This is a genomic window from Candidatus Neptunochlamydia vexilliferae (assembly GCF_015356785.1).
In the GTDB taxonomy this organism is placed as follows: Bacteria; Chlamydiota; Chlamydiia; order Chlamydiales; family Simkaniaceae; genus Neptunichlamydia; species Neptunichlamydia vexilliferae.
Genome location: NZ_JAAEJV010000011.1, coordinates 16,146 through 40,597, shown reverse-complemented (window position 1 = coordinate 40,597; position 24,452 = coordinate 16,146). Strand labels below are relative to the sequence as shown.

Sequence of the window (24,452 nt, the reverse complement as noted above, 5' to 3'; positions counted from 1 at the left end):
TGGGATGTACTTCTACTACCGGAAAAAGCAGGCGATCGCCCCCGCTGGAAAGCTCGAGGTTGAGAAGGTGAAAATCCCTGAGTTTAAGGCGAAGAAGTATAAACATATCCTCGTTCCAACGCGAGGGGGAAAAGAGACCCAAACGGTCCAGATGGCGTGTGAAATTGCAAAGGTGCATGGAGCCGATGTGACCGCGGTCCATGTTGTTGAAGTGCCCTTTTCGCTTCCACTGGAAACACCTCTTTACCACCGGACAGTGGTTGCCGAGTCGATTCTAAAAAGGGCGGAGGCGATTGGGCTTGAGTTCCGCATTGGGATGAATCTCCGGACCATTCAAGCGCGGACCGTTGACGCGGCCATTTTGGATCTGATCGAGAAGGAGTCGTTTGATCTTCTTGTCATTGGGACGGTCCTCAGTCCTAGCGGCGCAAGCCGCGGCTATGGGACCATTGTCGAGCGGGTCCTGAAAAACTCACAGTGTCCTGCCTGGATCTGCTGCAGCTCATGGTAGTAGTGATTCTAAATTCTGCTCTTTAATAAAGTCTTCAGTGATCCGTGCTCGAGCAAGTGGTAAAAACTCTTTTCCTGAGTAAAAAGGGAGTATTTCAAGACGCTTGGTTTTGAAAGCCTTATTATAGCCAGTAAGAAGTTTCTCTAGAAGGGGGTAGTTGGCAATATCTTTTTGGTTAGGGTTTTGTGTTTCTTCCAGAAGTTCAAAAAACTTTTCGCAAGCATTAATAGCATTTTCTTGCGCCTGCTCCCACTTATCTTTGTAGCTTGTTTGGAGGACCTTTTCCCACTTAGAGTGTACCGCTAAGTATTCGAAAAAAGCTTCTCTGTTTTTGAGTTGTTTCTCGACTCCTGTAATGATCTGCAGCAATTTTAAATTTAGGTAAAAAATAACTTTCCCCTTAGGGAAGAGTTTGTTTACACTCAGTTATTTCTTGCAGATCTTTGCAAAAATAAGGGAGTGTCAATGAAACGTAAGCTTACCAGGTCATCACTTTTTCGTTCACTAGAAAAAGTATGTAATCAGCAATTCCCGGGAATTGGTTGACAGAAGCCAAAACAGGGTATGGCTTTGATAAATGATTTTTGAGGGCAGGGGGGAGCGTGAGGTAAACGACTTTTTTAGATCTGTCACTCAAAAAAACCAAGGCTACTCACTCAAGCACAAAGCTTATGATGTGTTTAAAACAAGTTTACCTTCAACGCCTTGCGCAAGTGCTTTGTAGAGGGTTTCCCACGAGTCTAGCTTAAATATTGCAAAAGTATTCCTTAGCTTTTCCCATAACACTATTTTCGCGTGGTATCTTTTTCTGGCTGAGTTAAATAAACCACAGCATATTTGCTGCACTTGGTCTATTAAAAAGGCCAGCATCATTAACATTGCAAAAACTGTGCTTAAATAATTATTGCCGTGCCCATAATTGTGCTCGAATTTATAGCCTTGATTTTTGAGTGTATTAAACGTTTCATTCTCTATTTTCCACCGAGCTCTTCCTCCTTGAACGATTGAAAAAACATTTTCTTGGGTTATTTCTATATCTGTTATCCAGGTAGAATGATATTTCTTTTCTCCATTTTCTAAAAATTCCCAGTACTCTACAAAGTTCACCTTTAAAGTGGGATCAGCGTCGTTTAAAGGAATATCATTATAAAATTCCATTCGGTGTCTGTGCCCTTTTTCGTCTGTGAACTCTTTTGTTTGCATCCCTATTCCCTTAAGCCACTCAAAAAGCGTTTTGTTTCCATCTGGTTTAACAACAGTAATAAAGCGAATATTTAGCTCATTACACAGCCGTAGGTGTGGTGCATTTGACGCAAGGCCATCTTCTGCAAGAATAAGTGGTAAGTGTGGGTATTCTCGACGGACATCTGCTAAGAGACGCTTGCTGGCATTTCTTTCACAGTCATTTTTTTTGCTTCCATCTGATTGAGCTATAGGTTCTGGGCAAAGAGGGATCACCTCTTTATGGTCTGGGTGAACAATAGCAGCTGCAAGCATCTGGTGGTAGTAAGTTATCGAGCCATTTCTGTGTTGTTTGACACAACAATTTTTACAGTGGACTGTACTTGAAGAAAAGAATCCGGTTCCATCTGATACAAGCATGTAACAGCCATTTATAAACTTATATTTCTCAAGTACTTTTCCTCTTTGCAACGTGGAGAAAATCTTTTTAAAAACGCCTCGAATTTTGTTTGGATTAACGACATCTAGCCTTTCTCGTAATTGCGTGTCGCAAGGTGCTTTTTCAACCCCGTAAAGAGACTCCAGGTTATGCTTAATAGTCCCTTCCCCTACTGCTTTGTCAAACTGTAGTAACGATGGAAATTTAAGACTAAAAATAGCTAACCCTGACATCAGGCAATCTGCTAGAGATATTGTAGGCTTATTTCCTGCTCCCTTTTTCGAAGGGGTCTTAATCCCTTCAAAAAACAGCCGCGCTTTACTTAGCATTCCTTTAGCAGAAAGATGCTTTTTCTCTTCGTTTTGAATGGCCATATCTGGTAACCTCAATGAAAGTTTACGAAAAGAAAATTTTTGCAGAACCCTAAATTATTAAGCAAGTATTACTTAAAATTTACCCGGGAATTGCTGGTATGTAATACAATTCCAGAGCACCGATCCATCGGAGCTCCGAATTACAAGTACCCCATCACTTCTGCGGCGATGACAGCTTTTGCTGCTTTTTACTTTCAACACCCTTCATTGCGCTCCCACGAAAGCACTTTGGAGCAAGGGGTATATCTAGAGAATTTTAAAAAGCTTTTCCATAGAGAACCCGTGAGCTGCTCTCAGACTGTTCGCAATATTCTTGACCCTGTAGATCAACAGTCTTTTGTTTCCGTATTTGATGAGGTTTTTAGAAAACTCGATCGGAGCGGTATGTTTCAGGCCCTTACCTTTACCCCACAAGTAGGCCTTCTTCTCTCTGGAGACGGTGTGGATTATTTTTCCTCAGAAGAAATCTCCTGCAATAATTGTAGCTATGCTAAGCACTCCCAAGAAAATGGAACCAAGCGCACTTTGTATACACACAAAATGTTTAATGTTGGGATTATTCACCCCACTGAAAATATGTTTCTTCCCTTAAGTCCAGAGTTCATTACTCCTCAAGATGGAAATAAAAAGCAAGACTGTGAACAAAATGCAGCAAAGCGTTGGCTTACAAGTTTTAGGGCAAGACATAAAACGGTTCGAGCCACCCTTCAAGTCGATGCTCTTCATTGCAACCATGAGTTTTTAAACATAGTTCTAGATCATCGCTTTCACTTTATCGCTACATGTAAACCTGGCAATAGTAAAACCATGTACGAATGGATCGAAACAGCTCGAAACGGGAAAGATACCCATGTAATTGAGGAAAAAGCGATTGTAAAAGGGAAAACAAAATTATTTCGTTACGAATACTTAAGCAATGTACCTATTCGAGATACCGAAGATAGCCTCAGAGTGAACTTTATCAGCCTAAGCGAAATAGACCCAAAAACAAGAAAGCCAATTCGGAAGTTTGAGTATGTCACAGACCTTCCAGTCAAAGATAAAAACGTTAAAACGCTGATAGCAGCGGGGAGAAAGAGATGGAAAGTAGAAAATGAAGGACACAATACCCTGAAGAACCAAGGCTATTATTTTGACCATAACTACGGGGTGCGACACGAGGCTGCATAAGTAAAGTTGTCTCCACAACAAAGGAGGAGACCATTTATACCACTAAATGATGCTAGGGCTATGAATAAAGAGCTAGCCTGACAATGTAACGAAGGATAATTATCCGGGGAAACAATCGTGAGAAAGGGTCCCTTCTGGTAGTCACAACCAGGAAGTGCTAGCAAGTTGGTAAGGTGAACAAAAGTGAATTCGTGATAAAGATCGTTATGTGTAACCAGTGAAAGTGAATGAGACACTGGAACCAAAAGGTACGGAAGGTGGTGGAAAGGTACCGTATACTTCCCGTTGGTCTAAACTTCCCGGTCGAGAGCGAGCACCTAACCCAACATTACTTATTATGTGGAACGTGAAAATCCTCTTATTCTCCTGAAATCAGGTAGGATAGTTGCGAAACTAACCAATGGAATAGGAGGCAGAGGATACTAGAAAAAGCGAATGCCAAGCTGTAATAGCATGGATACGCATTGAAATATTATGCGGCATGAAAATGAGCTGACGTCTAGTGGGTCTTTTATGGTAAGAGACTTTGTAAAATCGTTGAAATGAAGGAAAGCAAATGAAGGCAAAAGAAATAGCTGGTGCACCATCAACTTTTGAAGACTGGGTAATCATTGATTGGGAACTCATTAACACAAAAGTCAAACGATTACAAATGCGTATTGCCAAGGCTGTTAAAGAAAAACGCTATGGCAAAGCCAAAGCATTGCAATGGATACTAACCCATTCGCACTACGCAAAGTTACTAGCTGTAAAGCGAGTAACTAGTAGTAAAGGTGCCAAAACACCAGGCGTTGATCGAGAAATATGGCAAAGTAATAAGTCAAAGCTATGAACCGCAGAGGTTATCGAACAAAACCCCTGCGTCGGGTTTATATCCCCAAAAAGAACGGAAAAAAACGTCCGCTAGGTATACCAACCATGCAAGATAGAGCACAACAAGCTCTGTACCTACTTGCTCTGGAGCCTGTTGCGGAAACAATAGCAGACATAAACTCGTATGGGTTTCGACCCCATCGATGCTGCGCCGATGCAATTGAGCAATGCTTCAAAGCATTAGCAAAGAAGCGTTCTGCTCAATGGATCTTAGAAGGAGATATAAAATCGTGCTTTGACCTAATAAACCATGAATGGCTCAAACGGAATATCCTACTGGATAGGAAAATTCTAGAGCAATGGTTAAAAGCTGGCTTTTTACACAAAACCAAATGGTATGCGACTAATGCAGGAACTCCCCAAGGCGGGGTGATATCTCCAACATTAGCAAATCTGACTTTAGATGGAATGGAGAAGCTGATCAAGTCAATCACAAAACAGACTGACAAAGCTCACCTTATCCGCTACGCTGACGACTTTGTTGTCACGGGTAGTTCAAAAGAGGTCTTGGAAAACAAAATCAAACCAGCCATCGAGTCATTTCTCCAGGAAAGGGGTCTCACCCTTTCCGCTGAGAAGACGCATATCACAAAAGTCCAAAATGGATTTGACTTTCTTGGATTTACCATACGGAAATACAAGGAAAAGCTGTTAATTAAACCAAGTAAGAAGAATGTTAAAATATTCTTAAAAAAGGTTCGTAACATCATCAAATCCAGCAGAGGATTGTCGGTCCACGAATTGCTGCAAAAATTAAACCCAGTTATTCGAGGATGGGCACAGTACTACCGACATGTAATTGCAAAACAAACATTTAGGTATGTAGATAGTCATATTTTTAAAGCAATATGGCGATGGTGTAAACGTAAACACCCCAATAAAAACCACAGCTGGATTAAACAAAAATATTTCAGCTGCCAAAATGGTCGAAACTGGGTTATGGTTACAAAGTTTAAACGACCAAACGGACGGTGGAAAGAGTTCAAACTCTTTGAAGCAGCATATCTTCCTATTAAAAGATATGTCAAAATCAAGGCGAATGCGAATCCATATGACCCTGAATATATCCCATACTTAGAGAATCGCTCTAAGAAAGGGATTAAAATGGTAAGGGCATAAAACCGTTTAACTGTTAAACCATCGCTGTTATATAGCAGCTGGACTAAGTTAAAACTTGGTCTTAATAAAGGCTTGAGCTGTGTGCGGGGAAACTCGCACGCACAGTTCTTAGGAGAGCGATAGTTGGTAACAACTATCGCTTATCCGACCATGGCAAACAAAATTTGTCCGCCATTATTGCGATGCTCATTTTATTTTCATTCCTAGTCCATGTGATTCTACGTCTCGTAGGTCAAGATGGCATTGTACTGGTATTTCAAAACTATCATGCAAGAAGAAAATGCATAGAGCTCTTAAGAAACATGACTGAGTTTTTGAGAGTTACAACATGGGAAGAGCTGTATGCCTCAGCAATGAAAGCCCTAGAAAAATCATAGCAAGCTAAAATAGCTGGTGGACGGTTCTAAAGGGCTCTAAAAAAACATTACTATCACTCCCCAACTGAAGTGATCGGCGATTAGCCGCTTGCTGAGGGCGGGAGCAGGAAAGAATAGATTTTCCATCTCAATAGCTTTTAGGAAGTTTTAGAGGCCAGCTGTATTTGTTCAAATTTAAAATTGCTGAATGATCTGAATTTTTGTTGCATCGTTAGCACCTCCTATATTAGTGTTATACATGCCTTCGATTCCAAGAGGGAGGTTAAATTTTTCTTTAACGGCAAGTAGGTGGGCAAGCATGACTTCAAGGTTTTCTGCATTATCCTTAAACTGAGTATTTTCATCGGAGCCTACTTTCAAACCACGGATTTGGCTTTCAACCAACTCGAGGGTCCAGCATTTTTTTAGAAAACTTAAAATTTCTCGAGGCTTTGTTACAGGAATTTTAGAAAGTTCATAAAGTGGATTTATTCTAGCAATTGTAAGGGCTCTACGGTCGTTGCAGTTTCCTGTAGCACCGCTTAAGCAAGTAAAGAAAAATCCTCTAAAGTCTTCATCTATTTTTGCACGCTCGATGTAAGAAATAAAAAGCTGGGCGAGTTTTTGCTTAGTTATTCCTCCTACAACTTCAGTGCGTAGCTTACTGATAAAGGTGTTGAGCGAATTTTTCTCTTTTTGGGTAAATTCCTTAGGGGGATGGTAGCTTTTTCTCAGAGTATCAAGGCATGAGGAAATAATTGTTGGATGACGCGAAGTCATTGCAGAATCCGCTGTTCTATATAGCCAGGCCATGTCGATTTGGTTTTGATTTGGGGTTTCTGATTGGCTGAAAAGGTGAAAATACCTAAAACGATAATCATAAGGAAGAGCTTCAGAAAGGATACAAAGGGCAATGGCTCCAGCCACCTGCCTTCCAAACACCTCCTTGACGATCCTCTTCGACTCCCCTAAGCATTTTCCCTTATAATAAGAGATAAACAGGATCGGGATGGCTATAGCTAAAATGGAGGTGGCCACTAACCGGATACGATATATTTCTTTGCTCTCACCTTCAGATAGTTGGGGGATTACAATTGCTGCAGTTCCAGTTGCTGCTGTTAAATAAATGCCGGTGCGAGCTCTTCGATTAGACAGGTAGGGAAGACAAAGCATACCTACCTGACACCCAAACTGTAAAATAGCACCCATTTTAAAATTCCTTGGTTAAAGGAGGTATTCTAAGGTTTTTTCAGATAAAAAGCAAATGTTTTAGACAAGGTGGCAAGCGACTTTGTGGCCCGGGGCAACCTCCCGCAGCGGGGGGCGCTTTTCATGGCACTCCTTTTTAGCAAGGGGGCAGCGGGTGCAGAAAACGCACCCCTTGGGAGGGTTGACAGGGCTGGGGACATCGCCGGTGAGGAGGATCCGGCTCCGCTTTTTTTCGATGATCGGGTCGGGGATCGGGATGGCAGAAAGGAGCCCTTGCGTATAGGGGTGGAGAGGTCGTTCATAGAGCTCAATGCTCGGGGCCAGCTCCATGAGGTGGCCGAGATACATCACCGCCACGCGTGTTGAAAGGTATTTGACCATCGCGAGGTCGTGAGAGATAAAGAGGTAGGTGAGCCCCATCTCTTCTTGGAGATGTTTTAAGAGGTTGACGATTTGGGCTTGGATGGAAACGTCGAGGGCGGCAATCGGCTCGTCGCAGACGATGAGGCGGGGGTTTAGAGCAAGGGAGCGGGCAATCCCAATCCGTTGCCGCTGCCCTCCACTAAACTCATGGGGAAAGCGGCTGATATATTCGGGACGAAGCCCGACGATTCGAAGGAGCTCTTGAACCCTTTGTTCTCGATCGCGGGGGTTGAGAACGTTGTGGATATTCAGGGGCTCGGCGATGATCTCCCCAGCTGTCATCCGGGGGTTGAGAGATGCAAAGGGGTCCTGGAAGATGTATTGCATATTGTGACGGAGCGTTTTGATCGCTTTTCCCCTATAGTTTAGGATGCTCTCTCCTTGGAAAAGGATATCTCCACTGGTCGGTTCGTAAAGGCGCATCAGAGCCCGGGCAAGGGCGGTTTTGCCGCAGCCACTTTCTCCGACAAGGCCGAGGGTTTCCCTCTCTTCGATGGCGAAAGAGACCCCATCAACGGCGCGGAGGACTTTCCCCTTGTAGGGGAAATGTTTTTTCAGGTTTTTCACTTCAAGGAGGGTCATGTGAGTCTCCTTTTTCTTTCGATGCGGGGGTCAAAAAGCCAGCAAGAGGTCGTATGTTCCTCCCCCACCTGAACCGCTTTGGGTTTTCCATCATTGCAAATGTGCATCGCATGGGGACACCTTTTGGCAAAGGAGCACCCTTTAATTTTATGGGAGAGGTCGGGAGGGGATCCATGGATCGAATAGAGCTGCTTTTTTGAAGGGAGGTCGAGGCGGGGAATTGAGTTGAGGAGGCGGCGGGTGTAGGGGTGTTTGGGAGCGCTAAAAAGCTCATCAACAGGGGCACTTTCAACCACTTCTCCGGCATACATCACCACCACTCGGTCGCAAAAGCCGGCGATGATGCTAAAGTCGTGGGTGATGAGGAGGATGCTCATCTTCTCTTTTTGTTGGATCTCTTTTAAAAGATCGAGAATTTGTGCTTGGATGGTGACATCAAGGGCGGTTGTGGGTTCATCGGCAATAAGGATATTAGGGGAGGAGATCATCGCAATGGCGATCATCACCCGTTGCCGCATACCGCCGCTCAGCTCATGGGGGTATTGGCGGAGTCGGGTGCGGGCATCGGAGATCCCCACCTTTTCAAGGAGGGCCAGGGCGCGCGCTGCCACCTCTTCTTTGCTCTTTTCAGGGTGGTGGAGGGCATATCCCTCGGTGATCTGGTCAATGATCCGCATCGTGGGGTTTAAAGAGGTCATGGGGTCTTGGAAAATCATTCCGATCTCTTTCCCTCGGACTTTCCGGAGCTCCCTTTCACTTTTTAAGAGGAGATTTTCCCCATGATAGAAGACAGACCCTTTCTCAACCTTGGCAGAAACCGAAGGGAGGAGGCGGGTCAGACTCCTTGCCATGACCGACTTTCCACATCCCGACTCTCCCACAATGCCCACCGTTTCTCCCTCTTTGAGCTTAAAGCTCACCCCTCGAACGGCAGCGATTTTCTTAGAAAGGGAAGAAAAGGAGGTGTGGAGATTCTCCACTTCTAATAGCTCTTTCATCTGCGGAGCCTCGGGTCAAACGCGTCACGCACCCCATCTCCCAAAAGGTTGAGAGAAAGCATCGTGATGCTAATAAAGCCAGCGGGAAAAAAGAGGCGCCAGGGGTAGTAGCGAAGGGCTGAGAGGCCATCGCTTGCCATCGTTCCCCAGCTCGCAATGGGGGCCTGAACGCCAAGCCCCAAAAAGCTTAAAAAAGCCTCCATAAAAATAGCGGCAGGAATGGTGAGGGTCATCGTGGTGATGATCGATCCAAGGGCGTTGGGGATAAGGTGGCGGAAGAGGACCCGCCAACGCCCCGCTCCTAACATGTGAGCGGCGATCACAAAATCATTTTGCTTAATCTGCAAAATTTGGGCGCGGACGATCCGGGCCATATTGATCCATCCTGTAATCGTTAAGGCAATAATAATGGTGAGAACCCCCGGTTTCATGATTACCATGAGAAGGATGACGATCAAAAGGTGGGGAAGGGAGTAGAGGATATCGGTCACCCGCATCATAAATTCTTCGGTCTTTCCCCCTGCCATTCCTGCAAAAGCGCCATAGAAAACACCGATTGCCATGTCGATCACCGCAGCTGAAATTCCCATGAAGAGGGAGATGCGAGCTCCCCACCAAATCCGGGTGAAAAGGTCCCGGCCGAGCTCATCGGTTCCAAACCAAAACTTGGAGCAAGGGGCCTTATTTTTTAGCTGAAGGTGGGTTTCATAATAGGTATGGCTGGTGAAGAAAGGGACAATAATGGCTGCCAAAAGGAGGGTGGTTAAGACGACCAAACCAAAAATAGCCGCCCGGTTAGCGCGGAGGCGGATCCAAGCATCTTTCCAGTAAGAGATACCCTTTTCAGGAATCGCATCTGCCATAGGAAGAGAAGGGGAGATCAATGTGTCACTTTCTTTCATTCGGCCGCCAGTTTAGGTTTTGTAAATTTAATGCGAGGATCGAGGAAGGTGTAGAGGATATCGACAACTAAAATGCAGAGCATCAAAAGGGCGCTATAAAAGACGGTTACCCCCATGATGACGGTGTAGTCTCTGTTGGTAATGCTGGTCACAAACCAGCCTCCGAGCCCCGGAATGCCAAAAATCTTTTCAACGATAAAGCTTCCCGTTAAGATGGTGCTACACAAGGGAGCCAGGTAGGTGATGACAGGGAGGAGGCTATTTTTCAGGACATGTTTGGTGACCACTTTTCGTGTGCAGAGCCCTTTAGAGCGGGCCGTTTGGATATAGTCTTGCTCCAAGACCTCCACCACGTTGGTCCGGGTCAGCCTTGCAATAAAAGCGGTGGGGAGAGCCGCTAGAGAAAAAGCGGGGAGGATCGAGTGGGCGAGGCTGCCCCATCTGGCGACGGGGAACAGGTCGAATTTCATCGCAAAAATGTATTGGAGGAAGGTTGCCATGATGAAGTTGGGAACCGAAATGCCGATGACGGCAATGACCATCGCCATAAAATCTTGCCAGCGAGACCGTTTGACAGCAGCGATCGTCCCTAAAATAACTCCCGAAAACAAAGAGATGGCAATCGCTTGAATGCCAAGTATTAAAGAGACGGGGAATCCTTCACGGATAATATCGTTGACCGTCCGCCCTTCATACTTAAAGGAGGGGCCTAAATCCCATGTTATCAGTCCCTTTAGATACTTCAAATATTGAACATACCAAGGTTGATCCAGGCCATAGTGAGCATACATGCTTTTCATGATCTCCTCGGGGACCGCCTGCTCCTGCATGAAAGGGTCGCCTGGAGCGGCTTGCATCAGGAAAAAGGTAATCGTTGCCACAAGAAATAAAGAGACAACGAGTAGCAACAGTTTTCTAACAAGGTATTGATAATTCATTTCGCCTATAATTTAAACCTCCTTAGAAATTTTGTCAAAAGTTGCAAAATTTCCTCTAGTATTTCATAATAGAAACAAGCAAATTTTGGAGAGCCCTATGTCGATTTCGAAGATTGAAAAACTACTTGGAGATAAAGCAAGATCCCTTCTTGGTTATAAGTGTCAGACCGTTGATAAGGGGAGGCTCCACCTTCCAGGACCCGACTGGGTCGACCGGATCTTTGCCCCTACCGACCGTTCTATCCGAGTTCTTCAGAATCTGGAGGCAATCTTAGGGCATGGCCGCTTAGCAAATACCGGCTATCTCTCAATTCTCCCTGTTGACCAGGGGATTGAGCATACTGCTGGAGCTTCTTTTACCCCAAACCCCGACTATTTTGATCCCGAAAACATCGTCAAGCTGGCGATCGAAGGGGGGTGTAACGCTGTGGCAACGACCCTGGGAGTCCTTGGTTCTGTGGCGCGCAAATATGCCCACAAAATTCCCTTTGTCCTGAAATTTAACCATAACGAGCTCCTTTCCTACCCCAATACCTATGATCAGATTCCCTTTGCCTCGATCCACCAGGCCTATGAAATGGGATGCCGCGCCGTTGGAGCGACCATCTACTTTGGTTCGCCTGAAAGTGACCGGCAGATCGTCGAGGTGGCGCAGGCTTTCGAGCAGGCCCATGAGCTCGGGATGGTGACGATTCTTTGGTGTTATCTCCGTAACTCTGCCTTTAAGACCGATAAAGAGGACTACCACACCGCAGCCGACCTGACCGGTCAGGCGAACCATCTGGGTGTGACCATTCAAGCCGATATCATCAAACAAAAAGCGCCCACCTGCAACGGAGGGTTTAAAGCGATCAAGTTTGGCAAGCAGACGGAGAAGATGTACACCGAGCTCTCTGAAGATCACCCCATAGCGCTGACCCGTTACCAGGTGATCAACAACTACATGGGGCGGATGGGGCTGATTAACTCTGGGGGCGCCTCTGGAGAAAATGACCTAGCTGCTGCTGTCGAAACCGCGGTCGTTAACAAGCGAGCAGGAGGAATGGGACTTATCTCAGGCCGTAAAGCCTTCCAGCGTCCCATGCGCGAAGGGATCGAGCTCCTCCATGCCATCCAAGACGTCTACCTCTGCAAAGACGTGACTGTTGCCTAAGGGATCTTATACGTGACTCAAGTAGATGAAATTTGCCAACGGTTTTGGCAAATTTCGGCATGGTTCAAAATAGGGTAACAATCTTTGGTCTCATGAAAGCTGCGTCGGGGGCAAGCCCCCTGCTGCCCCCTTGAGCTTCAATCTGGCAAGCCAAATCGACCCTCCTCGGGGGGCCGTGCAAAGCACTGTTCCACCCCTCGTGCGGGGCGATTTTGCAGAGCCATTTTGAAGCCGCGGACAGCTCACCGCATGGCTTTTCTTCGCCTTCGGCTCCGAAGCCATGTCAGTTCGCTGGAAAGGTTCTTTCCTAGAAAACCTTGCACATCTTTCACCAAGGAACAAGCCTCTTTTTTTCCAGGTTTTTAGCCACTTACCATATTCGCTTTGCTCGACTTTCAGCTTAACAAAAAAAATCCACTGAACCGACACAGCTTCGGAGCCGAAGGCGAAGAAAAGCTACGTCGTGAAGTGTTACCTCAGCATGCTGTATTTTGAACCATGCCCAAATTTCAGTGAAAAATGCCAATATCAATGGCAAAATGACAGACTATTTTTGCCAAGGGAAGGGAGGCTTAGGAGGGGGAACGTCTGACTGATTATCGGCGAGGTCGCCGATAGTCCCAAGAACCTGACCAAAGACGCCTGCCCTTGGGGCGATGTGCTTCCGGGCAACGAGAAAGGCGATCTTAGCGGTTGCAGCGCCGGTATCGACCTCCACATTCCCAAAGGGGCCGTTTACAGGCACCTTAAGAACATAAGAGTTGTTGATTCCTGAAATGCCAAAGGAGCGTAGGGCGGGGGCGGTGATCCCCAAGGTCATATCAACATAGCGGCGGGGGAAGAAGACGTGGCCCCAGAGACACACTTCATAGCGGCGGTCATAGAGAATCTCTGTCCGGTCGATAGTGACATTTCCCCGGCTCATATTAAACTCTGCAGGGGCAAACCAGATCGAAACAGTCGAAGAGTCAGCCATCTTAAAGATCCCGCTGATCTCGGAGGCGCTCCCACTATTTTGGCAGATGATTTGTCCCATGTCGAGCTGCCCATATTGTAAGCTCATGCTACGAATATGGAGATCTTTTAGGGGAACACTAAACCCCTTCGGATCGATGTAGAGGGAGATCGGCTTTTCCATCGCGACCACAACGAGCTTGGCACTTTTGTCCAAGACAGCATTGAGCTGAGGGGTAATCGTAAACAAGGCTTGGAGGGGCTTTGCAAGGGTGAGGACTCCATTCGAGACCCTTCCGGCAAAAGAGGCGCGGCAAGCAGAAGCGTTGAGCTCCATGTTGACCGTTCCCCGCCCTTGCGCGATCTCGGCATTAAAGGTGGCATCGATAAGGTCACCGAGGAAAGCAGAAGGGGGATATTCAGAGGGTTGGAGAATATCGATGAAGATTGAAGGAAGATGGGAGATCTCTGCTTCGATCGAGGTGGTCACGTTGCCGTTGCCTAGCTCTCCGCTAAACTGCCCCTTCCCTGAGACTTCTCCATTTTTTCGAGCCCCATCAATAGCGACATTCCCATCGAACTGGAACTCTATTTCCTCTTCCTTTGTCACTTTAAAGTCGAATCTTCTGAGCTCTGCGTGATTGAGCTTGAGCTTATTCAGCTGCAGTTGGGCATCAAAGGTAGCTTTGGAACGGTCGGGAGGAAGAAGGAGAGAGGTGAGCTCAATTTTTAGCTCTCCTGTCCCAATAATTTTAAAAGGAGATGGGGTAACGTTAGGGTCTCTCCAGCGGCGGAGGGCATCGTAGGAGGTTTCACTCACCTTCCAACTTCCTTTTAAAGGGCGTCTGAGGCGGAGGGCCTTGTTTTGGACAAAAGCTCCCGTGAAAAAGAGGCCATCACTATCTACCTTTAGGTCGATGTTTTTCCCTTTTTTTGCATAGGCTAAGTCCAAAGTCGGTCCAATCATATTGGGGAGTTGCCCACGCGTTTTCAAAAAGGGATCGGCCACTTGGGATGAAAAGTCTTTCAAGGTGACTTTAACCGTTTCTTTTCCGACCTCAAGCGCCACTTTTCCAGAAGGGGTTGTTTCCCCTTCAAGGGAAAGGTGTCCTTTTTTCAAGTTAAGGTCAAAGGCAATATCTTGAAAGGTAATGGGCTTTTGGTTGGGGAACTTTAGAAGGAGGTTTCCCATCCTGTCGCCGATTGAAAAGTCTCCCTTGACCTGCTGGAAGGAAAAGTTTCCTCTGCTCGTCAGCATCTGGAACTCTTCTGGATTTAAAGAGGCTGAGGCAAGGTAGAGCTGGAGACCAGGGGTCCAGGTCAAGCTCATCGGTTTTATTAATTTTAACATATCCTCGGTGTAATTGGCCTCTAAACGTGTTTGCAAAAGAGGGGAGTTGAGCGCGAGGGTTAGGTCCAAACCCGCTCCCTGCTTCTTCGATGTAAAGTTGGCATCGAGGGTATTTCCAAAAACTTTCAGCAAAAGGCCGCGCCCTTCGGGATAAAAAGCAGCAACAAGCTCATCGACCCCTTTTAGAGGAAGGCGGTTAATCGTCCCTTGCCCCTCAAACGCTTCGTTTCCCCGAAGAGAAAAGCTCCCATCTGCTGTTTGCCCCTCTGCAAAAAAGGAGAAGGTTTCCCCTTTTTTAAAGTCGATTTTGATCCCCTCGATCATTACATTTCTAGCAATGGCCCGCCCATTTTTAACGATGAGCTCTCCGCTAAAATTGGACCAGCCAGCTCCTTTTTTTTCAGCGTAGGTTTTTTCAGGATCGACCTGAATAACGGGGTTTGTAATAGTTGTTTTTCCGATAGAGCCACTGCGGAAGAGAAGATTCCAAAAAGAGCACTCGCTTTCTATCGAAGGAATCGACACTTTAAGCCCTGTCTCTTTGTAGCGGAGGTTTTTCAGACTTTGCCCTTCTGCCCAGCTTAGGGAAAGCTCTCCGATCGAAAGATTTCTGCTGGTGATGAGGTTTTTCCCAAAATTTGAGGAAAGGATTGTGGGCAAAAAGGCGAAACACACTGCAAATGCAACAGCAGGAGTCGCCAAGGAAAAAAGGATGACTTTTTTTGCTCGGCTCAAAGAGATGTCCTTCGTTTATTATTGATATATCTTGGGAAGGGCTTTATTTCAATAGCCCTTCCCTCTATATAGAGATTAGGAGTGGGGAATCAACTACCCCTTTCTAAACAAAGAAGCTTGTAACTAGCGAGAGAACCATATGGACGAACCGAGATTCAATCATTGCTGCTACCTTAGCCTTAAATTAGGGTTTTTGCTCTATTCCCTAAGGCTGTTTCGTCTGTTGACATCAGTGGGAGCACACTTACCACGCTTAGTGGACGACGATACGAGAGACAGAATTGCATCTCCTATTACACAACTATTCCATTACTGGAATATAGCAGACTTTCGTAGAGCAAGCCTTAATGTAACACAATACAAGAAAAACATTAAACAAAAAGAGGAGCGACGCTTCCTCCCCCATCTAAAGGAATGGGTATCCGCGTCGATATTTTGATGAAATTTCGGACAAAGTTATTCTATTCGTTTATTGCTTTGGGGTTTATGAGCACTTTGCTCGCCCTCTTCATTATCTATGGAGAGGCCTCCCGCCTTATTTTTCAAGAGATTCGGAGCACTGTTCTTTCCCTCACGACCATTTCTGAAGAGCTGATTCATCCCCAAGCGGTTGAAGATTATATCAAAAGTCAAGGAGATTCTGAGCGAGAGGCACTTAAACAAGAGCTTCTCCGCATTCAAAGTGATAGCCATCGCTCTGACATCTATGCCGAGCATGTCTACCTGATTAAAAAAGACGCTTCAGGGGCCTATTATTACCTTTTTGGAGATCGCTACTCTTTGGGGACTCCCTACTCTTCAGGGGAGGTCATTCCTGCAGAGATCACTGTCCCCTTTGTCACCTCCCATATCCACTCTAACGAGTGGGGAAGCTGGCTTTCTGGTTATGCTCCCATTCGGGGAGAAGATGGAAAGGTGATGGCCCTTTTAGGACTCGATGTCCGGACCAAAGAGATCTATGTGGAGCTCGAGCGTCTTTTCTTCTATGGGCTCATTGCCTTTGCCATTTCGATCCTTGTGGCAGCTGCTTTTGCCTACTTTTTATCGAAGCTTGTCTCCTCCTCCCTTGGGACCCTTTGCGACACCGTTCAGGCGATTGGAAATGGGGACTTTTCATGCCGCTCCCACCTCCACACCCAAGATGAGTTTAACGAACTGTCGATGGCGATCAATACGATGGCAAAAGGGCTGGAAGAAAGAGAGAGGCTAAAGTCGGGATTTGCCCGCTACGTTTCCCAATATGCCCTTGATGAGCTTCTTAAGCTTGATCAGCCGATTACCCTTAAAGGAGAGCGGAGGAAAGTGACCCTTCTCTTCTCTGACATCCGCCACTTTACCAGCATGGCTGAGGAGCTCCCTCCCGAAGAGGTCTTGAAGATGCTCAACGAGTACTTTGAAGAGATGATCGAGGTGGTCTTTAGCTATGGGGGAACCCTCGACAAGTTTATCGGTGATGGGATGATGGTCGAGTTTGGAGCGCCGATGGATGATAAACTCCAAGAGCTCCATGCTGTCCTTGCCGCGATTCAGATGCAGCTGCGTCTTGAAGAGCTCAGTGCCAATTGGGAAAAAGAGGGGCGGCGCTCCCTTGAAATGGGAATTGGGATCCATACCGGCCTGGCTGTCTTGGGAAATATTGGCTCCGAAAAGCGGATGGAGTATACCGCTATTGGGGATGCCGTGAACGTTGCTTCCCGTCTTGAGCGGTACACCAAAAAGGCCGATAAATCGATCATTGTCTCGAAAAGCGTTTACGATAAGGTCGAAAAGCACTTTGTCTTTGAGCCTCTCAAAGAAATTGAGATTTCGGGGCGGCGGGAGAGTATTGAGGCTTACGCTCTCGATCCCCATCAGCAAAAAGATCTCCGTCAGCTTGAACTCATCATCGAGCAACACCGCCTCCCTGAGGATTAATCTTGTGTTTTTAAACTGTCTTTTTTATGACGGTAAAAAACGAGGAGTTACCGATGAAACAGCAGACCACACGGGCAATTGTCAAACTTTCCAACTTTGGCTACGTTGCCGCTTGCATCGTTCTTTATCTGATCGCCCTTTGCATTTTGGGCTCTGCTGTGTGGAGCATTGTTTCTGATATGCTTTCAGGGACCTACACCGTCTATAATATTCTCGACGAGGTCGGGTTGATCGTTTTCGCGATGGCGGTGATCGATGTGGGAAAATATCTGATGCTCGAAGAGGTGATTCGAAAAGGTCCCAAGTCAAGGCCTCAATCAGACACCCGAAAAACCATTGGAAAGTTTGGGATCATCATTGTCTCAGCCCTTTCCCTTGAGGGGCTGGTCCTCACCATTGAAGTGGCAAAGCAGGACATCTCAAAGATCCACTATCCCGTTTCTGTCTTGCTGACCGCCACATTTTTTATTATGGGGATTGGGGTGTATCAGCTTCTGAGTGCTCGCTCTGAGACGAAGCGGGAGCCACAGGACTAGAGATGGTGTCGTCATAATATTTCCCTTGCCTTAGTTTTTCCTATGGAAAATTTCTTTCAAGTGAAACCTTATAAAGACACCATCTAGGGTCACCAATTTTAAAAAAGGTAGTAACAATATCGAGGTTTGAAAATCTTTGCGCTAATTCTGCACTTTTTTTTCTAGAGCCGGTGCGAAGTTCTCTAGAAAGTGGCAGAGCTCATCATGAACATGGGGATCCTCTCCACGAGGATGGGTGATCTCCACCTTGTAGAGAGTATTTCCCACTAAAACAAGCGTTCCTCCAGAGACCATCTCCTCGGTGTAATGCTCGTAATCAAGAGCAGAAAAAGACTTCAGTTTTGTCGATTCTTTTCCAACAAGCTCAGGATTTCCCATTTCTTGCATGATCACCTTAAGAGCTCCCCCGAGAACGAGGTTATCCCCATACTTTAGCCAGCTCTCTGGAAGGGTGGTATAGCTCACAGAAAAATGCTTCACCTCGTCCAGGGTACACTTGAATTCTTTGTAGGGAAGGGGATCTGCCCCACCAGGGACAGGAAGATCGCGAGTGGTCATTTTAGGCTTTTTCGGGAAGGCAGCGATGAAATTCTCCCCATTAGGTTCAAAAGAAACCCATTTTTTGAAAAGCTCAGCATGGTGAGCGCTCTGGTGAAAATTGAGCTTGTGAGGTTTTGTAGTTGGTTGATTATAAAAGTGGTAGCCTCCGAAACCGACGAAAACCCCGATTAAAAAAATAATAATCTTTTTCATGACCCTTCCTATTTAATTTTTACAAGTATAATACGGAAAATATAATTAAAGCTCAACTCAAATTATTTTTATGTTTTGTCCTCTCTGTGTTCTCTGTGGTTTAAAAATACAATAGAGAGGGTGTCGTCACACTATTCCGGTTGAGGAGGGGCTTAATAGGAGGAAAGTTCAAGGCGCCCGATGGAGGCAACCCTGCAGCGGGTTGTCGAAGCAGGGCAACGCAGAAACTTCCCATAGGAAGAACCTAAGCAACAGGAATAGTTTGATGACACCCTCTCTTAGGCGGGAGCGGGGGTTTCCTCTTCTTGGGAGGAGGGGGTGTCTGCGAGGGCCTCTTCCTTGGCGGAGAGCTCTTTGCTGAGGTAGCGAGCCGAATAGCTCCAATAGAGGGACATTCCGAGAACAATGGGGATGAGGTAGGGGGTAATTAAAAGGACCGATCCCGTTCCCATGACACTCATCAGCCCGACCTGGAGCCATGAGGAGCTCGATTTACCGAGGCGGGATCCCACCATGTCGATCGCCGCTTTTCCCTTCACCTTGGATTCTGGATCTAGGGGGATGTAGGCCATCTCTTTGGTAGAGTCAAAGAAGGAGTATTTGACCACTTTGCTGGTAATACTTTGGAAAGCGCCCACGAGGACAAGGATCATGAGTGGGGTGGTTCCAAAGAAGGAGGCAAGAGGGCCTAATGAGTCTCTGAAGTAGGAGAGGACAAAGAAAACGGCACCGGTGGCGCCAATGGTAATGGGAGCAATCTGAGCGCTAAAATGCCATCCAAAGCGTCGGAGGAAGCTTCCTCCGAGTAAAAGGACGGTTAAGAGGGCTGCTACGCCGACAATTGTGGTGGCCTTTGAGGTGAAGGCGAGGTAGTCAGCTGTGGTGGGATAGAGCGCTTTAAGGTGGGCTTTCCAGGTCACTTCGACCATATTAATGGTGAGCGCACACCCAATCACGAGCACTGCAATGCACAAAAGATACTTTGATGAGAAGATATGTTTGATACTCTTGCGGAGGGTGAGTTTGGTCTTGGCATTGAGGCTTTGCTTGGTCACAGCAGGGTCGTAGTACCGTTTATCGCTTAAGACATACTTGTTCATCCACCAGTAGGTAACGAGGATCAATCCTCCCGCTGCTAGGATGTAGGAGATCAGGGTCTGCAGGGTTCTTGCAAAGTCTCCCCCTGTGAAGCGTCCTACATAATAGAGGACGAGGGGGCCAGCAATGATCGTTGCCAGGTCGCCAGCCGCGATGAAGAGGGTGTAGGTCCGCTTGGCCTCTTTGACCTGGCAAATGTGGTTTGCAAATCCCCAGTAGAGGATAAAGATAACCACCTGTGCCCAGAGCTCTGCCGTGACAAAGAAGAGGGCATGGATCCAGTTGCGGTAGACCGAGACCCAGTGGGTATATTTGGCTCCGATGATCGAGGTGAGTCGGTCGGCAGAGGCGTGCGGGCTTAAAAGATCGGCATTGGGGTAGAGGAAGAAGCCATAGACAGCGACAATAACGAGGAAGAAGGTGATGATCCCATAGAAAAGGGTAGAGCGCTTATAATGGTTGCTCAGCTTCGAGTAGGCAATGGCGCAAAGCAAGGAAAGGGGAAAGACGATCCATCCCTTTAAAACGGGGATCACTTCGGCACCCGAATGGTTGGCGGTGACGATGAGGCTATCCTTCATGCAGGTCAGGGTCGCATAAACGAGGGAAGCGAGAAATTTGAGAAAAAGGAGGGGAACGACCTTCTTATGTTCAAAGCGTTGAACAGGCCAGAGTTTTTTAATCCAAGAATCTTCTGAGGCTACTTGCATACTTTCCGGTTTTAGCGGTATATTGTACCAAGTATGCAAGAAAATGCAAGAAAAAAGTAATTTTTAACCTCAGTTTCGGATTTTTAATGGAACTTGAAGACCTTTTAGAGGGGGCAGGGGAGGCAACCGAGCCGCCCCCACCCCCACCTGGAGGGATCCCCAAACAGTGGCTTCCTGGTTGGATCCGGTGGTCGACGAAGTGGATTGCCCTCCCTTTCGTCCTCATAGACCTTTTTATGCAAAAAATGGCTCGAAAACTGGTCCGCCCCCCTTTTAAGCAAGAAGGGGCCTGCAAGAGGCGGGGAAATTGCTGCCATTATGTGATGATCCGTTATTCTAAAAATTTAATTGGACGCCTTTTCTTCCTCTGGTACACCCAATTTCATGGCTTTTACCCCCGGATGAAAAAGCCTCAAATCTACCTTGGTAAAAAAATGTATGTCATGGGGTGCCGCTACCTCCAAAAAGATGGGAGCTGTGGCCAGTACCGCTTCCGCCCCCTCGTTTGCCGCCAGTGGCCCGTCATTGAGCACTTTGGCTACCCCCATATCCTCAAGGGGTGTGGCTACCGCTCGAATCCTCCCTATCCAGCTGAGAGCGATGATGAGCTCGAAGGAAACCCGCTTTTAAAAATAATTAAATAAATATTATTTTAATATTTTACTTAATTTCCCTTAATTAATATTATTGCGAGTGAAAAAAAAGAGGGTTTTATGAGTATTAGTGGATTTCCCAGTATAGAAAAAACTATAAACTATGCCTTTGTAGATCCTTGGGCTCCTACCAGAATTGGACGGATTGCCCAAGCCATTTTAGGTTTTGCACTTAAAGGATATGATGTGTCATGAGCATTGATTTTAGAAACTACTTGCCAACTGTGGCTGCAGAGGCTGTTTCCAAAGCTTTATCTAACCCAATCTATTCCTATAATGGAGAGGACTGGAAAATCCGGGCAACTGAAGAAAATAGCAAGCTTTTTGTTCAGGTTGTAAGCAGAAGCCAATATTGGACTATGCGAAGTCATAAAAAAGGAAGTCATTTTTACTTTATTGTGAGTTCTACGGTTAAAGACAACGATATAATAAGAGGATGGCTTCCAAAAAAAGCTGACTGCAAAGAGCTTCTTTTTATGAAGATTCTGAAAGAAGGGCGACGGATAAAGGTGATTGAAAATCCTGCGTCAGAGACTATAAAGCCTGTAAAACCCAACCAAACCATCAATAAGTTTTTTGCGGTTGCATCTGCTGTGACGGCGTTTGTTTCTTTGATGCTTATTGTTTTTGAAGCGGCTCTTTGCCTCAAGTCTGAACGGTTCAAGATCAAGCCTCCTTCTTTTGGTTGCCGGATGAAAACCATCGGTGCCTTTGCGGCTTCGTGTTTCATTTTTTTGACTTCATATAAATAAAGAGCTTTTATAAGATGGTCCTTTTAACGTGAGGTAACCATCATGCCATTTAATCAAGAAGAACTTCCCTATGATCTAAAAGCACTTGCTCCCTTTGTTTCTGAGGAGCAGATGCACTATCACTACAATAAGCACCACGCTGCTTACTTTAAAAAGCTCAATACCCTTGTAGAGGGAAAACCGGAAAGTGAGCAAGACCTTGAAACCGTTGTCAAAAACTCGAGTGGAGGGGTTTTTAACAATGCGGCCCAAGCTTGGAACCACACCTTTTTCTGGAGCTGCATGTCTCCCGATGGAGGAGGAAAGCCTTCGGGTGATCTTTTAAACGCTATTGAAAGAGACTTTGGAAGCTTAGACGACTTTATGAAGAAATTTTCCGATGCGGCGGCGACCCTTTTTGGCTCAGGATGGGCGTGGCTTGCCAGTGATGGAGGGGGAAACCTTGAAATCATGCCCCTCAGTAATGCCGACACCCCCCTGAAACATGGAAAAACTCCAGTCCTTACCCTCGATGTGTGGGAGCACGCTTACTATATCGATTACCGGAACGAGCGTCCCCGCTTCATCGAGCAGTTCCGCGATGTGATCCATTGGGATTTTGCCGAGCAGTGTTACAAGGGTGCACAATGACCGAGAAGGAAAAGCTTGAAAAGCTCCTCGACAAACTAGCCCAAAAGCAAAAAGAGGTCTCCCAGTGCCATGACTACTATGGATCGCTGGAGAAAGAGATCGAGAAAAAGCGGCAGGGGCTTGCCAACCCAGAAGATTATGCGGGACTCGAAAAGGTGATCGCGGCTCTTAACCGCGAGTATGTGGAAAAGAGTGATCTTCTTATGGAAGAGCTCAACGAAACCCTCATCAAAGGACATGATCTCTCCCAGCAGATCGGGAAAGAGATCGCCCACAACTTTAAGAAGCTATGGGATTATATGACCCAACCGATGCGGGCTGAAGTTGAAGTGGAGCGGGTGTTGCGTGACATCGACTACATCAAGAAAGGGCTATAACCTCTTCTGAAGAAAGTCTACGGATAACTTCTCCAGACTCAGAAAGGAGCTCTCCTTTCCATTCGGAGACATTTCGCTCCTCAGAGGAGAAGTTTGCCCCTACGATGACGACTTCCTTTCCTTTATGAAGATAGGGCTTAAAATACTCTTTTTGGTGAATCTGTTTAAGGGCAGCATCGGCCGTATTATCTAGCTTAAGCTCTAATATATAAGAGGCTTTTGCCATTTCTAAGACAACATCGATACGTCCTGTATTTATGGACCGTTCCGATAAGGGGTCAAACCCCATGCCGTAGAGCATTGATAGAAGCATTGCCTGATAGGTTCGCTCTTTAGCCCCTGCAAATACTTGGTAGGCAAAGCTAGCAAGTCCCACCTTTATATGTTCAAAAAGGATGTCCACTTCGTACTTTTCTAATGCTTTTACAAACTTTTCAGAAGATCTTACGTCAATGTTATCTGTAAAATGTCTTACAAGAGAGTTCATAAAAGCAGTTCTAACTTCCTCGTTAGGGAGACCTAAGTAGTAGCGCTTGGAAACGGTGTTATAGTCTTGAATCGTAAAGTATCCTGCTTGGTACATGAGAGCTTTTAGGTCGATATGTTCTAAAGAGCTGATATCCATGAGCTCATCTTCTCTTGCTGTTGTACCATCTAGCGAGAGTATCGATTTAGGATAGGTTTTGAGTTGGTGAACCAGAAATGAGGGGGTTCCTGTACTGTACCAATAGGCTTTAGGTTGCTTACCTTGCATATATTTAAGAGTTGAAAAAGGGTTGTAAACAAAAAGCTCTTTCTCAGAAAATCGATAGCCATTGTACCAAACTTGAATCTCTTTTAAGATCTCTTCTTTTGATGTTTCGGGACGCTCAGCTATGATTGGTTCAATATGTTCAGCAAAGGAGCTTTTAATTTCTCCTTCTGTATAGCCCATCAACTCCGCATATTTAGGGTCCATTGTGATGTCATTCAAGTTGTTAAGTGATGAGAAAAGGGAAACCTGAGAAAACTTGCTAATACCAGTAACAAATATAAAACGGAGCTGGGCATCCAACCCTTTTAGGGTTCCGAAAAACCCCTTCAAGGTGTCTCTATTTTGCTTAGCAGTATCCAGGTTTTTGAGATGATCGATAATAGGCTTGTCATACTCATCAATGAGTACTGCTATCTTACTGTTATACTTATTTGATAGTCCAACAATCAAGGTATCTAAAGCAACTTGAAGGTCCGTTGTAATAATAGAGATCTCATGTTCTTTAGCAATAATTTCTAATCTTATTTTTAAGGCAGTTTTAAGCTCATCGGGAGTACTGTTTGCAATTTTTGAGAAATCTAAGTAGACAACAGGGTATGTTTGCCAGTTGTAATCACTTTTATAAATTTTACACCTTTTGAAAAGTTCTCTGTTGCCAGCTAGAATCTCTTTTAATGTATTTAAAAATAGAGATTTACCAAATCGACGAGGACGAGATATAAAATAGTACTTGCCTGTCTCTATAAGCTCTTTTGCAAATAGTGTCTTATCAATATAGACCTGATTCTCTTCAAGAATTTCGCGAATGTTTTGGATGCCGATGGGTAGCTTTTTCATCATATTTCCAAGGTTGATTTCCTCTATTTTAATAGATAGAAAGCGAATTTTCAAGAGTAAATTTTCCCTTTACAAAACACAATTCTTTGTTAAATAAGTGAGTTATATGGATATTTAGACTCTTCCTGTTAGCGATTTTTCCCCTTTTTGGGGACTGCAAAGTGGTCCA

21 protein-coding genes and 1 pseudogene are annotated in these 24,452 nt (G+C 45.8%); 11 read left to right on the top strand and 11 right to left on the bottom strand.

Features of this window, described 5'->3' with window-relative positions:
• The first annotated feature begins 4 nt into the window (after positions 1-4).
• Positions 5-511: a universal stress protein gene (locus tag NEPTK9_RS09830; RefSeq protein ID WP_267239223.1), complete on the top strand. Its 507-nt coding sequence runs from the start codon at positions 5-7 to the stop codon at positions 509-511.
• Here the strand turns inward: NEPTK9_RS09830 and NEPTK9_RS03340 are convergent.
• On the bottom strand, positions 503-880 hold the full coding sequence (locus tag NEPTK9_RS03340; RefSeq protein WP_194847414.1) for a hypothetical protein: 378 nt from the start codon (positions 878-880) through the stop codon (positions 503-505). The genes NEPTK9_RS09830 and NEPTK9_RS03340 overlap by 9 nt on opposite strands.
• 300 nt (positions 881-1,180) lie before the next feature.
• The gene (locus NEPTK9_RS03335; RefSeq protein WP_194847413.1) at positions 1,181-2,506 is read right to left on the bottom strand and encodes a transposase; all 1,326 of its coding nucleotides are present in this window, start codon (positions 2,504-2,506) and stop codon (positions 1,181-1,183) included.
• A gap of 282 nt (positions 2,507-2,788) precedes the next feature.
• Between NEPTK9_RS03335 and NEPTK9_RS03330 the strand changes: the two genes are divergently transcribed.
• Together NEPTK9_RS03330 and ltrA are read left to right on the top strand one after the other, a co-directional pair.
• Positions 2,789-3,676: a hypothetical protein gene (locus NEPTK9_RS03330; RefSeq protein WP_194847412.1), complete on the top strand. Its 888-nt coding sequence runs from the start codon at positions 2,789-2,791 to the stop codon at positions 3,674-3,676.
• Positions 3,677-4,232: 556 nt separating this feature from the next.
• Positions 4,233-5,668, top strand: a pseudogene (gene ltrA, locus NEPTK9_RS03325) (group II intron reverse transcriptase/maturase).
• 551 nt (positions 5,669-6,219) lie between these two features.
• Here the strand turns inward: ltrA and NEPTK9_RS03320 are convergent.
• From NEPTK9_RS03320 to NEPTK9_RS03300, 5 genes are read right to left on the bottom strand one after another with little or no spacing between them, the layout of a single operon-like run.
• Complete coding sequence (locus tag NEPTK9_RS03320) at positions 6,220-7,233, bottom strand: NEL-type E3 ubiquitin ligase domain-containing protein (RefSeq protein WP_194847411.1); 1,014 nt, start codon at positions 7,231-7,233, stop codon at positions 6,220-6,222.
• Between the two features lie 60 nt (positions 7,234-7,293).
• The gene (locus NEPTK9_RS03315) at positions 7,294-8,238 is read right to left on the bottom strand and encodes an ABC transporter ATP-binding protein (RefSeq protein WP_194847410.1); all 945 of its coding nucleotides are present in this window, start codon (positions 8,236-8,238) and stop codon (positions 7,294-7,296) included.
• Complete coding sequence (locus NEPTK9_RS03310; RefSeq protein WP_194847409.1) at positions 8,235-9,236, bottom strand: ABC transporter ATP-binding protein; 1,002 nt, start codon at positions 9,234-9,236, stop codon at positions 8,235-8,237. The genes NEPTK9_RS03315 and NEPTK9_RS03310 overlap by 4 nt, the downstream gene beginning before the upstream one ends.
• Positions 9,233-10,138 carry an ABC transporter permease gene (locus tag NEPTK9_RS03305; RefSeq protein WP_194847408.1) on the bottom strand — a complete coding sequence of 302 codons (906 nt, stop codon included), beginning with the start codon at positions 10,136-10,138 and terminating at the stop codon, positions 9,233-9,235. The genes NEPTK9_RS03310 and NEPTK9_RS03305 overlap by 4 nt, the downstream gene beginning before the upstream one ends.
• Positions 10,135-11,076, bottom strand: a complete 942-nt coding sequence (locus tag NEPTK9_RS03300) for an ABC transporter permease (RefSeq protein ID WP_194847407.1) — start codon at positions 11,074-11,076, stop codon at positions 10,135-10,137. The genes NEPTK9_RS03305 and NEPTK9_RS03300 overlap by 4 nt, the downstream gene beginning before the upstream one ends.
• A 97-nt stretch (positions 11,077-11,173) precedes the next feature.
• Between NEPTK9_RS03300 and NEPTK9_RS03295 the strand changes: the two genes are divergently transcribed.
• Positions 11,174-12,229, top strand: a complete 1,056-nt coding sequence (locus tag NEPTK9_RS03295) for a class I fructose-bisphosphate aldolase (protein WP_194847406.1) — start codon at positions 11,174-11,176, stop codon at positions 12,227-12,229.
• 547 nt (positions 12,230-12,776) lie between these two features.
• Here the strand turns inward: NEPTK9_RS03295 and NEPTK9_RS03290 are convergent.
• On the bottom strand, positions 12,777-15,269 hold the full coding sequence (locus NEPTK9_RS03290; RefSeq protein WP_194847405.1) for an AsmA family protein: 2,493 nt from the start codon (positions 15,267-15,269) through the stop codon (positions 12,777-12,779).
• A gap of 486 nt (positions 15,270-15,755) precedes the next feature.
• Between NEPTK9_RS03290 and NEPTK9_RS03285 the strand changes: the two genes are divergently transcribed.
• Both NEPTK9_RS03285 and NEPTK9_RS03280 read left to right on the top strand, forming a co-directional pair.
• On the top strand, positions 15,756-17,183 hold the full coding sequence (locus tag NEPTK9_RS03285) for an adenylate/guanylate cyclase domain-containing protein (protein ID WP_194847404.1): 1,428 nt from the start codon (positions 15,756-15,758) through the stop codon (positions 17,181-17,183).
• 53 nt (positions 17,184-17,236) lie between these two features.
• Positions 17,237-17,719, top strand: coding sequence for a hypothetical protein (locus NEPTK9_RS03280; RefSeq protein WP_194847403.1), 483 nt, complete (start codon positions 17,237-17,239; stop codon positions 17,717-17,719).
• 141 nt (positions 17,720-17,860) lie between these two features.
• On the opposite strand, the gene NEPTK9_RS03275 is transcribed toward NEPTK9_RS03280, so the two are convergent.
• Together NEPTK9_RS03275 and NEPTK9_RS03270 are read right to left on the bottom strand one after the other, a co-directional pair.
• The gene (locus tag NEPTK9_RS03275) at positions 17,861-18,472 is read right to left on the bottom strand and encodes a hypothetical protein (RefSeq protein WP_194847402.1); all 612 of its coding nucleotides are present in this window, start codon (positions 18,470-18,472) and stop codon (positions 17,861-17,863) included.
• A gap of 278 nt (positions 18,473-18,750) precedes the next feature.
• On the bottom strand, positions 18,751-20,280 hold the full coding sequence (locus NEPTK9_RS03270; protein WP_194847401.1) for an Npt1/Npt2 family nucleotide transporter: 1,530 nt from the start codon (positions 20,278-20,280) through the stop codon (positions 18,751-18,753).
• A gap of 86 nt (positions 20,281-20,366) precedes the next feature.
• On the opposite strand from NEPTK9_RS03270, the gene NEPTK9_RS03265 reads away from it, so the two are divergent.
• From NEPTK9_RS03265 to NEPTK9_RS03250, 5 genes are all read left to right on the top strand, one after another.
• Positions 20,367-20,924 (top strand): YkgJ family cysteine cluster protein, encoded by a 558-nt coding sequence (locus NEPTK9_RS03265; RefSeq protein ID WP_194847400.1) that lies wholly within the window; start codon positions 20,367-20,369, stop codon positions 20,922-20,924.
• Between the two features lie 69 nt (positions 20,925-20,993).
• Positions 20,994-21,128, top strand: coding sequence for a hypothetical protein (locus tag NEPTK9_RS09825; protein ID WP_267239222.1), 135 nt, complete (start codon positions 20,994-20,996; stop codon positions 21,126-21,128).
• Entirely contained in the window at positions 21,125-21,685 is a 561-nt protein-coding gene (locus NEPTK9_RS03260) for a hypothetical protein (RefSeq protein ID WP_194847399.1), read from the top strand. The genes NEPTK9_RS09825 and NEPTK9_RS03260 overlap by 4 nt, the downstream gene beginning before the upstream one ends.
• 42 nt (positions 21,686-21,727) lie before the next feature.
• Complete coding sequence (locus NEPTK9_RS03255; protein ID WP_194847398.1) at positions 21,728-22,315, top strand: superoxide dismutase; 588 nt, start codon at positions 21,728-21,730, stop codon at positions 22,313-22,315.
• The gene (locus tag NEPTK9_RS03250) at positions 22,312-22,692 is read left to right on the top strand and encodes a hypothetical protein (RefSeq protein ID WP_194847397.1); all 381 of its coding nucleotides are present in this window, start codon (positions 22,312-22,314) and stop codon (positions 22,690-22,692) included. The genes NEPTK9_RS03255 and NEPTK9_RS03250 overlap by 4 nt, the downstream gene beginning before the upstream one ends.
• On the opposite strand, the gene NEPTK9_RS03245 is transcribed toward NEPTK9_RS03250, so the two are convergent.
• Positions 22,676-24,283 carry an ATP-binding protein gene (locus tag NEPTK9_RS03245; RefSeq protein ID WP_194847396.1) on the bottom strand — a complete coding sequence of 536 codons (1,608 nt, stop codon included), beginning with the start codon at positions 24,281-24,283 and terminating at the stop codon, positions 22,676-22,678. The two genes, NEPTK9_RS03250 and NEPTK9_RS03245, sit on opposite strands and share 17 nt — an antisense overlap.
• Positions 24,284-24,452: the final 169 nt, after the last annotated feature.

Coding starts and splice junctions, on each gene's coding strand:
- NEPTK9_RS09830 (WP_267239223.1), top strand. CDS start 5: ATGTACTTCTACTACCGGAAAAAGCAGGCGATCGCCCCCGCTGGAAAG.
- NEPTK9_RS03335 (WP_194847413.1), bottom strand. CDS start 2,506: ATGGCCATTCAAAACGAAGAGAAAAAGCATCTTTCTGCTAAAGGAATG.
- NEPTK9_RS03320 (WP_194847411.1), bottom strand. CDS start 7,233: ATGGGTGCTATTTTACAGTTTGGGTGTCAGGTAGGTATGCTTTGTCTT.
- NEPTK9_RS03315 (WP_194847410.1), bottom strand. CDS start 8,238: ATGACCCTCCTTGAAGTGAAAAACCTGAAAAAACATTTCCCCTACAAG.
- NEPTK9_RS03310 (WP_194847409.1), bottom strand. CDS start 9,236: ATGAAAGAGCTATTAGAAGTGGAGAATCTCCACACCTCCTTTTCTTCC.
- NEPTK9_RS03305 (WP_194847408.1), bottom strand. CDS start 10,138: ATGAAAGAAAGTGACACATTGATCTCCCCTTCTCTTCCTATGGCAGAT.
- NEPTK9_RS03300 (WP_194847407.1), bottom strand. CDS start 11,076: ATGAATTATCAATACCTTGTTAGAAAACTGTTGCTACTCGTTGTCTCT.
- NEPTK9_RS03295 (WP_194847406.1), top strand. CDS start 11,174: ATGTCGATTTCGAAGATTGAAAAACTACTTGGAGATAAAGCAAGATCC.
- NEPTK9_RS03285 (WP_194847404.1), top strand. CDS start 15,756: ATGAGCACTTTGCTCGCCCTCTTCATTATCTATGGAGAGGCCTCCCGC.
- NEPTK9_RS03280 (WP_194847403.1), top strand. CDS start 17,237: ATGAAACAGCAGACCACACGGGCAATTGTCAAACTTTCCAACTTTGGC.
- NEPTK9_RS03275 (WP_194847402.1), bottom strand. CDS start 18,472: ATGAAAAAGATTATTATTTTTTTAATCGGGGTTTTCGTCGGTTTCGGA.
- NEPTK9_RS03270 (WP_194847401.1), bottom strand. CDS start 20,280: ATGCAAGTAGCCTCAGAAGATTCTTGGATTAAAAAACTCTGGCCTGTT.
- NEPTK9_RS03265 (WP_194847400.1), top strand. CDS start 20,367: ATGGAACTTGAAGACCTTTTAGAGGGGGCAGGGGAGGCAACCGAGCCG.
- NEPTK9_RS09825 (WP_267239222.1), top strand. CDS start 20,994: ATGAGTATTAGTGGATTTCCCAGTATAGAAAAAACTATAAACTATGCC.
- NEPTK9_RS03260 (WP_194847399.1), top strand. CDS start 21,125: ATGAGCATTGATTTTAGAAACTACTTGCCAACTGTGGCTGCAGAGGCT.
- NEPTK9_RS03255 (WP_194847398.1), top strand. CDS start 21,728: ATGCCATTTAATCAAGAAGAACTTCCCTATGATCTAAAAGCACTTGCT.
- NEPTK9_RS03250 (WP_194847397.1), top strand. CDS start 22,312: ATGACCGAGAAGGAAAAGCTTGAAAAGCTCCTCGACAAACTAGCCCAA.
- NEPTK9_RS03245 (WP_194847396.1), bottom strand. CDS start 24,283: ATGAAAAAGCTACCCATCGGCATCCAAAACATTCGCGAAATTCTTGAA.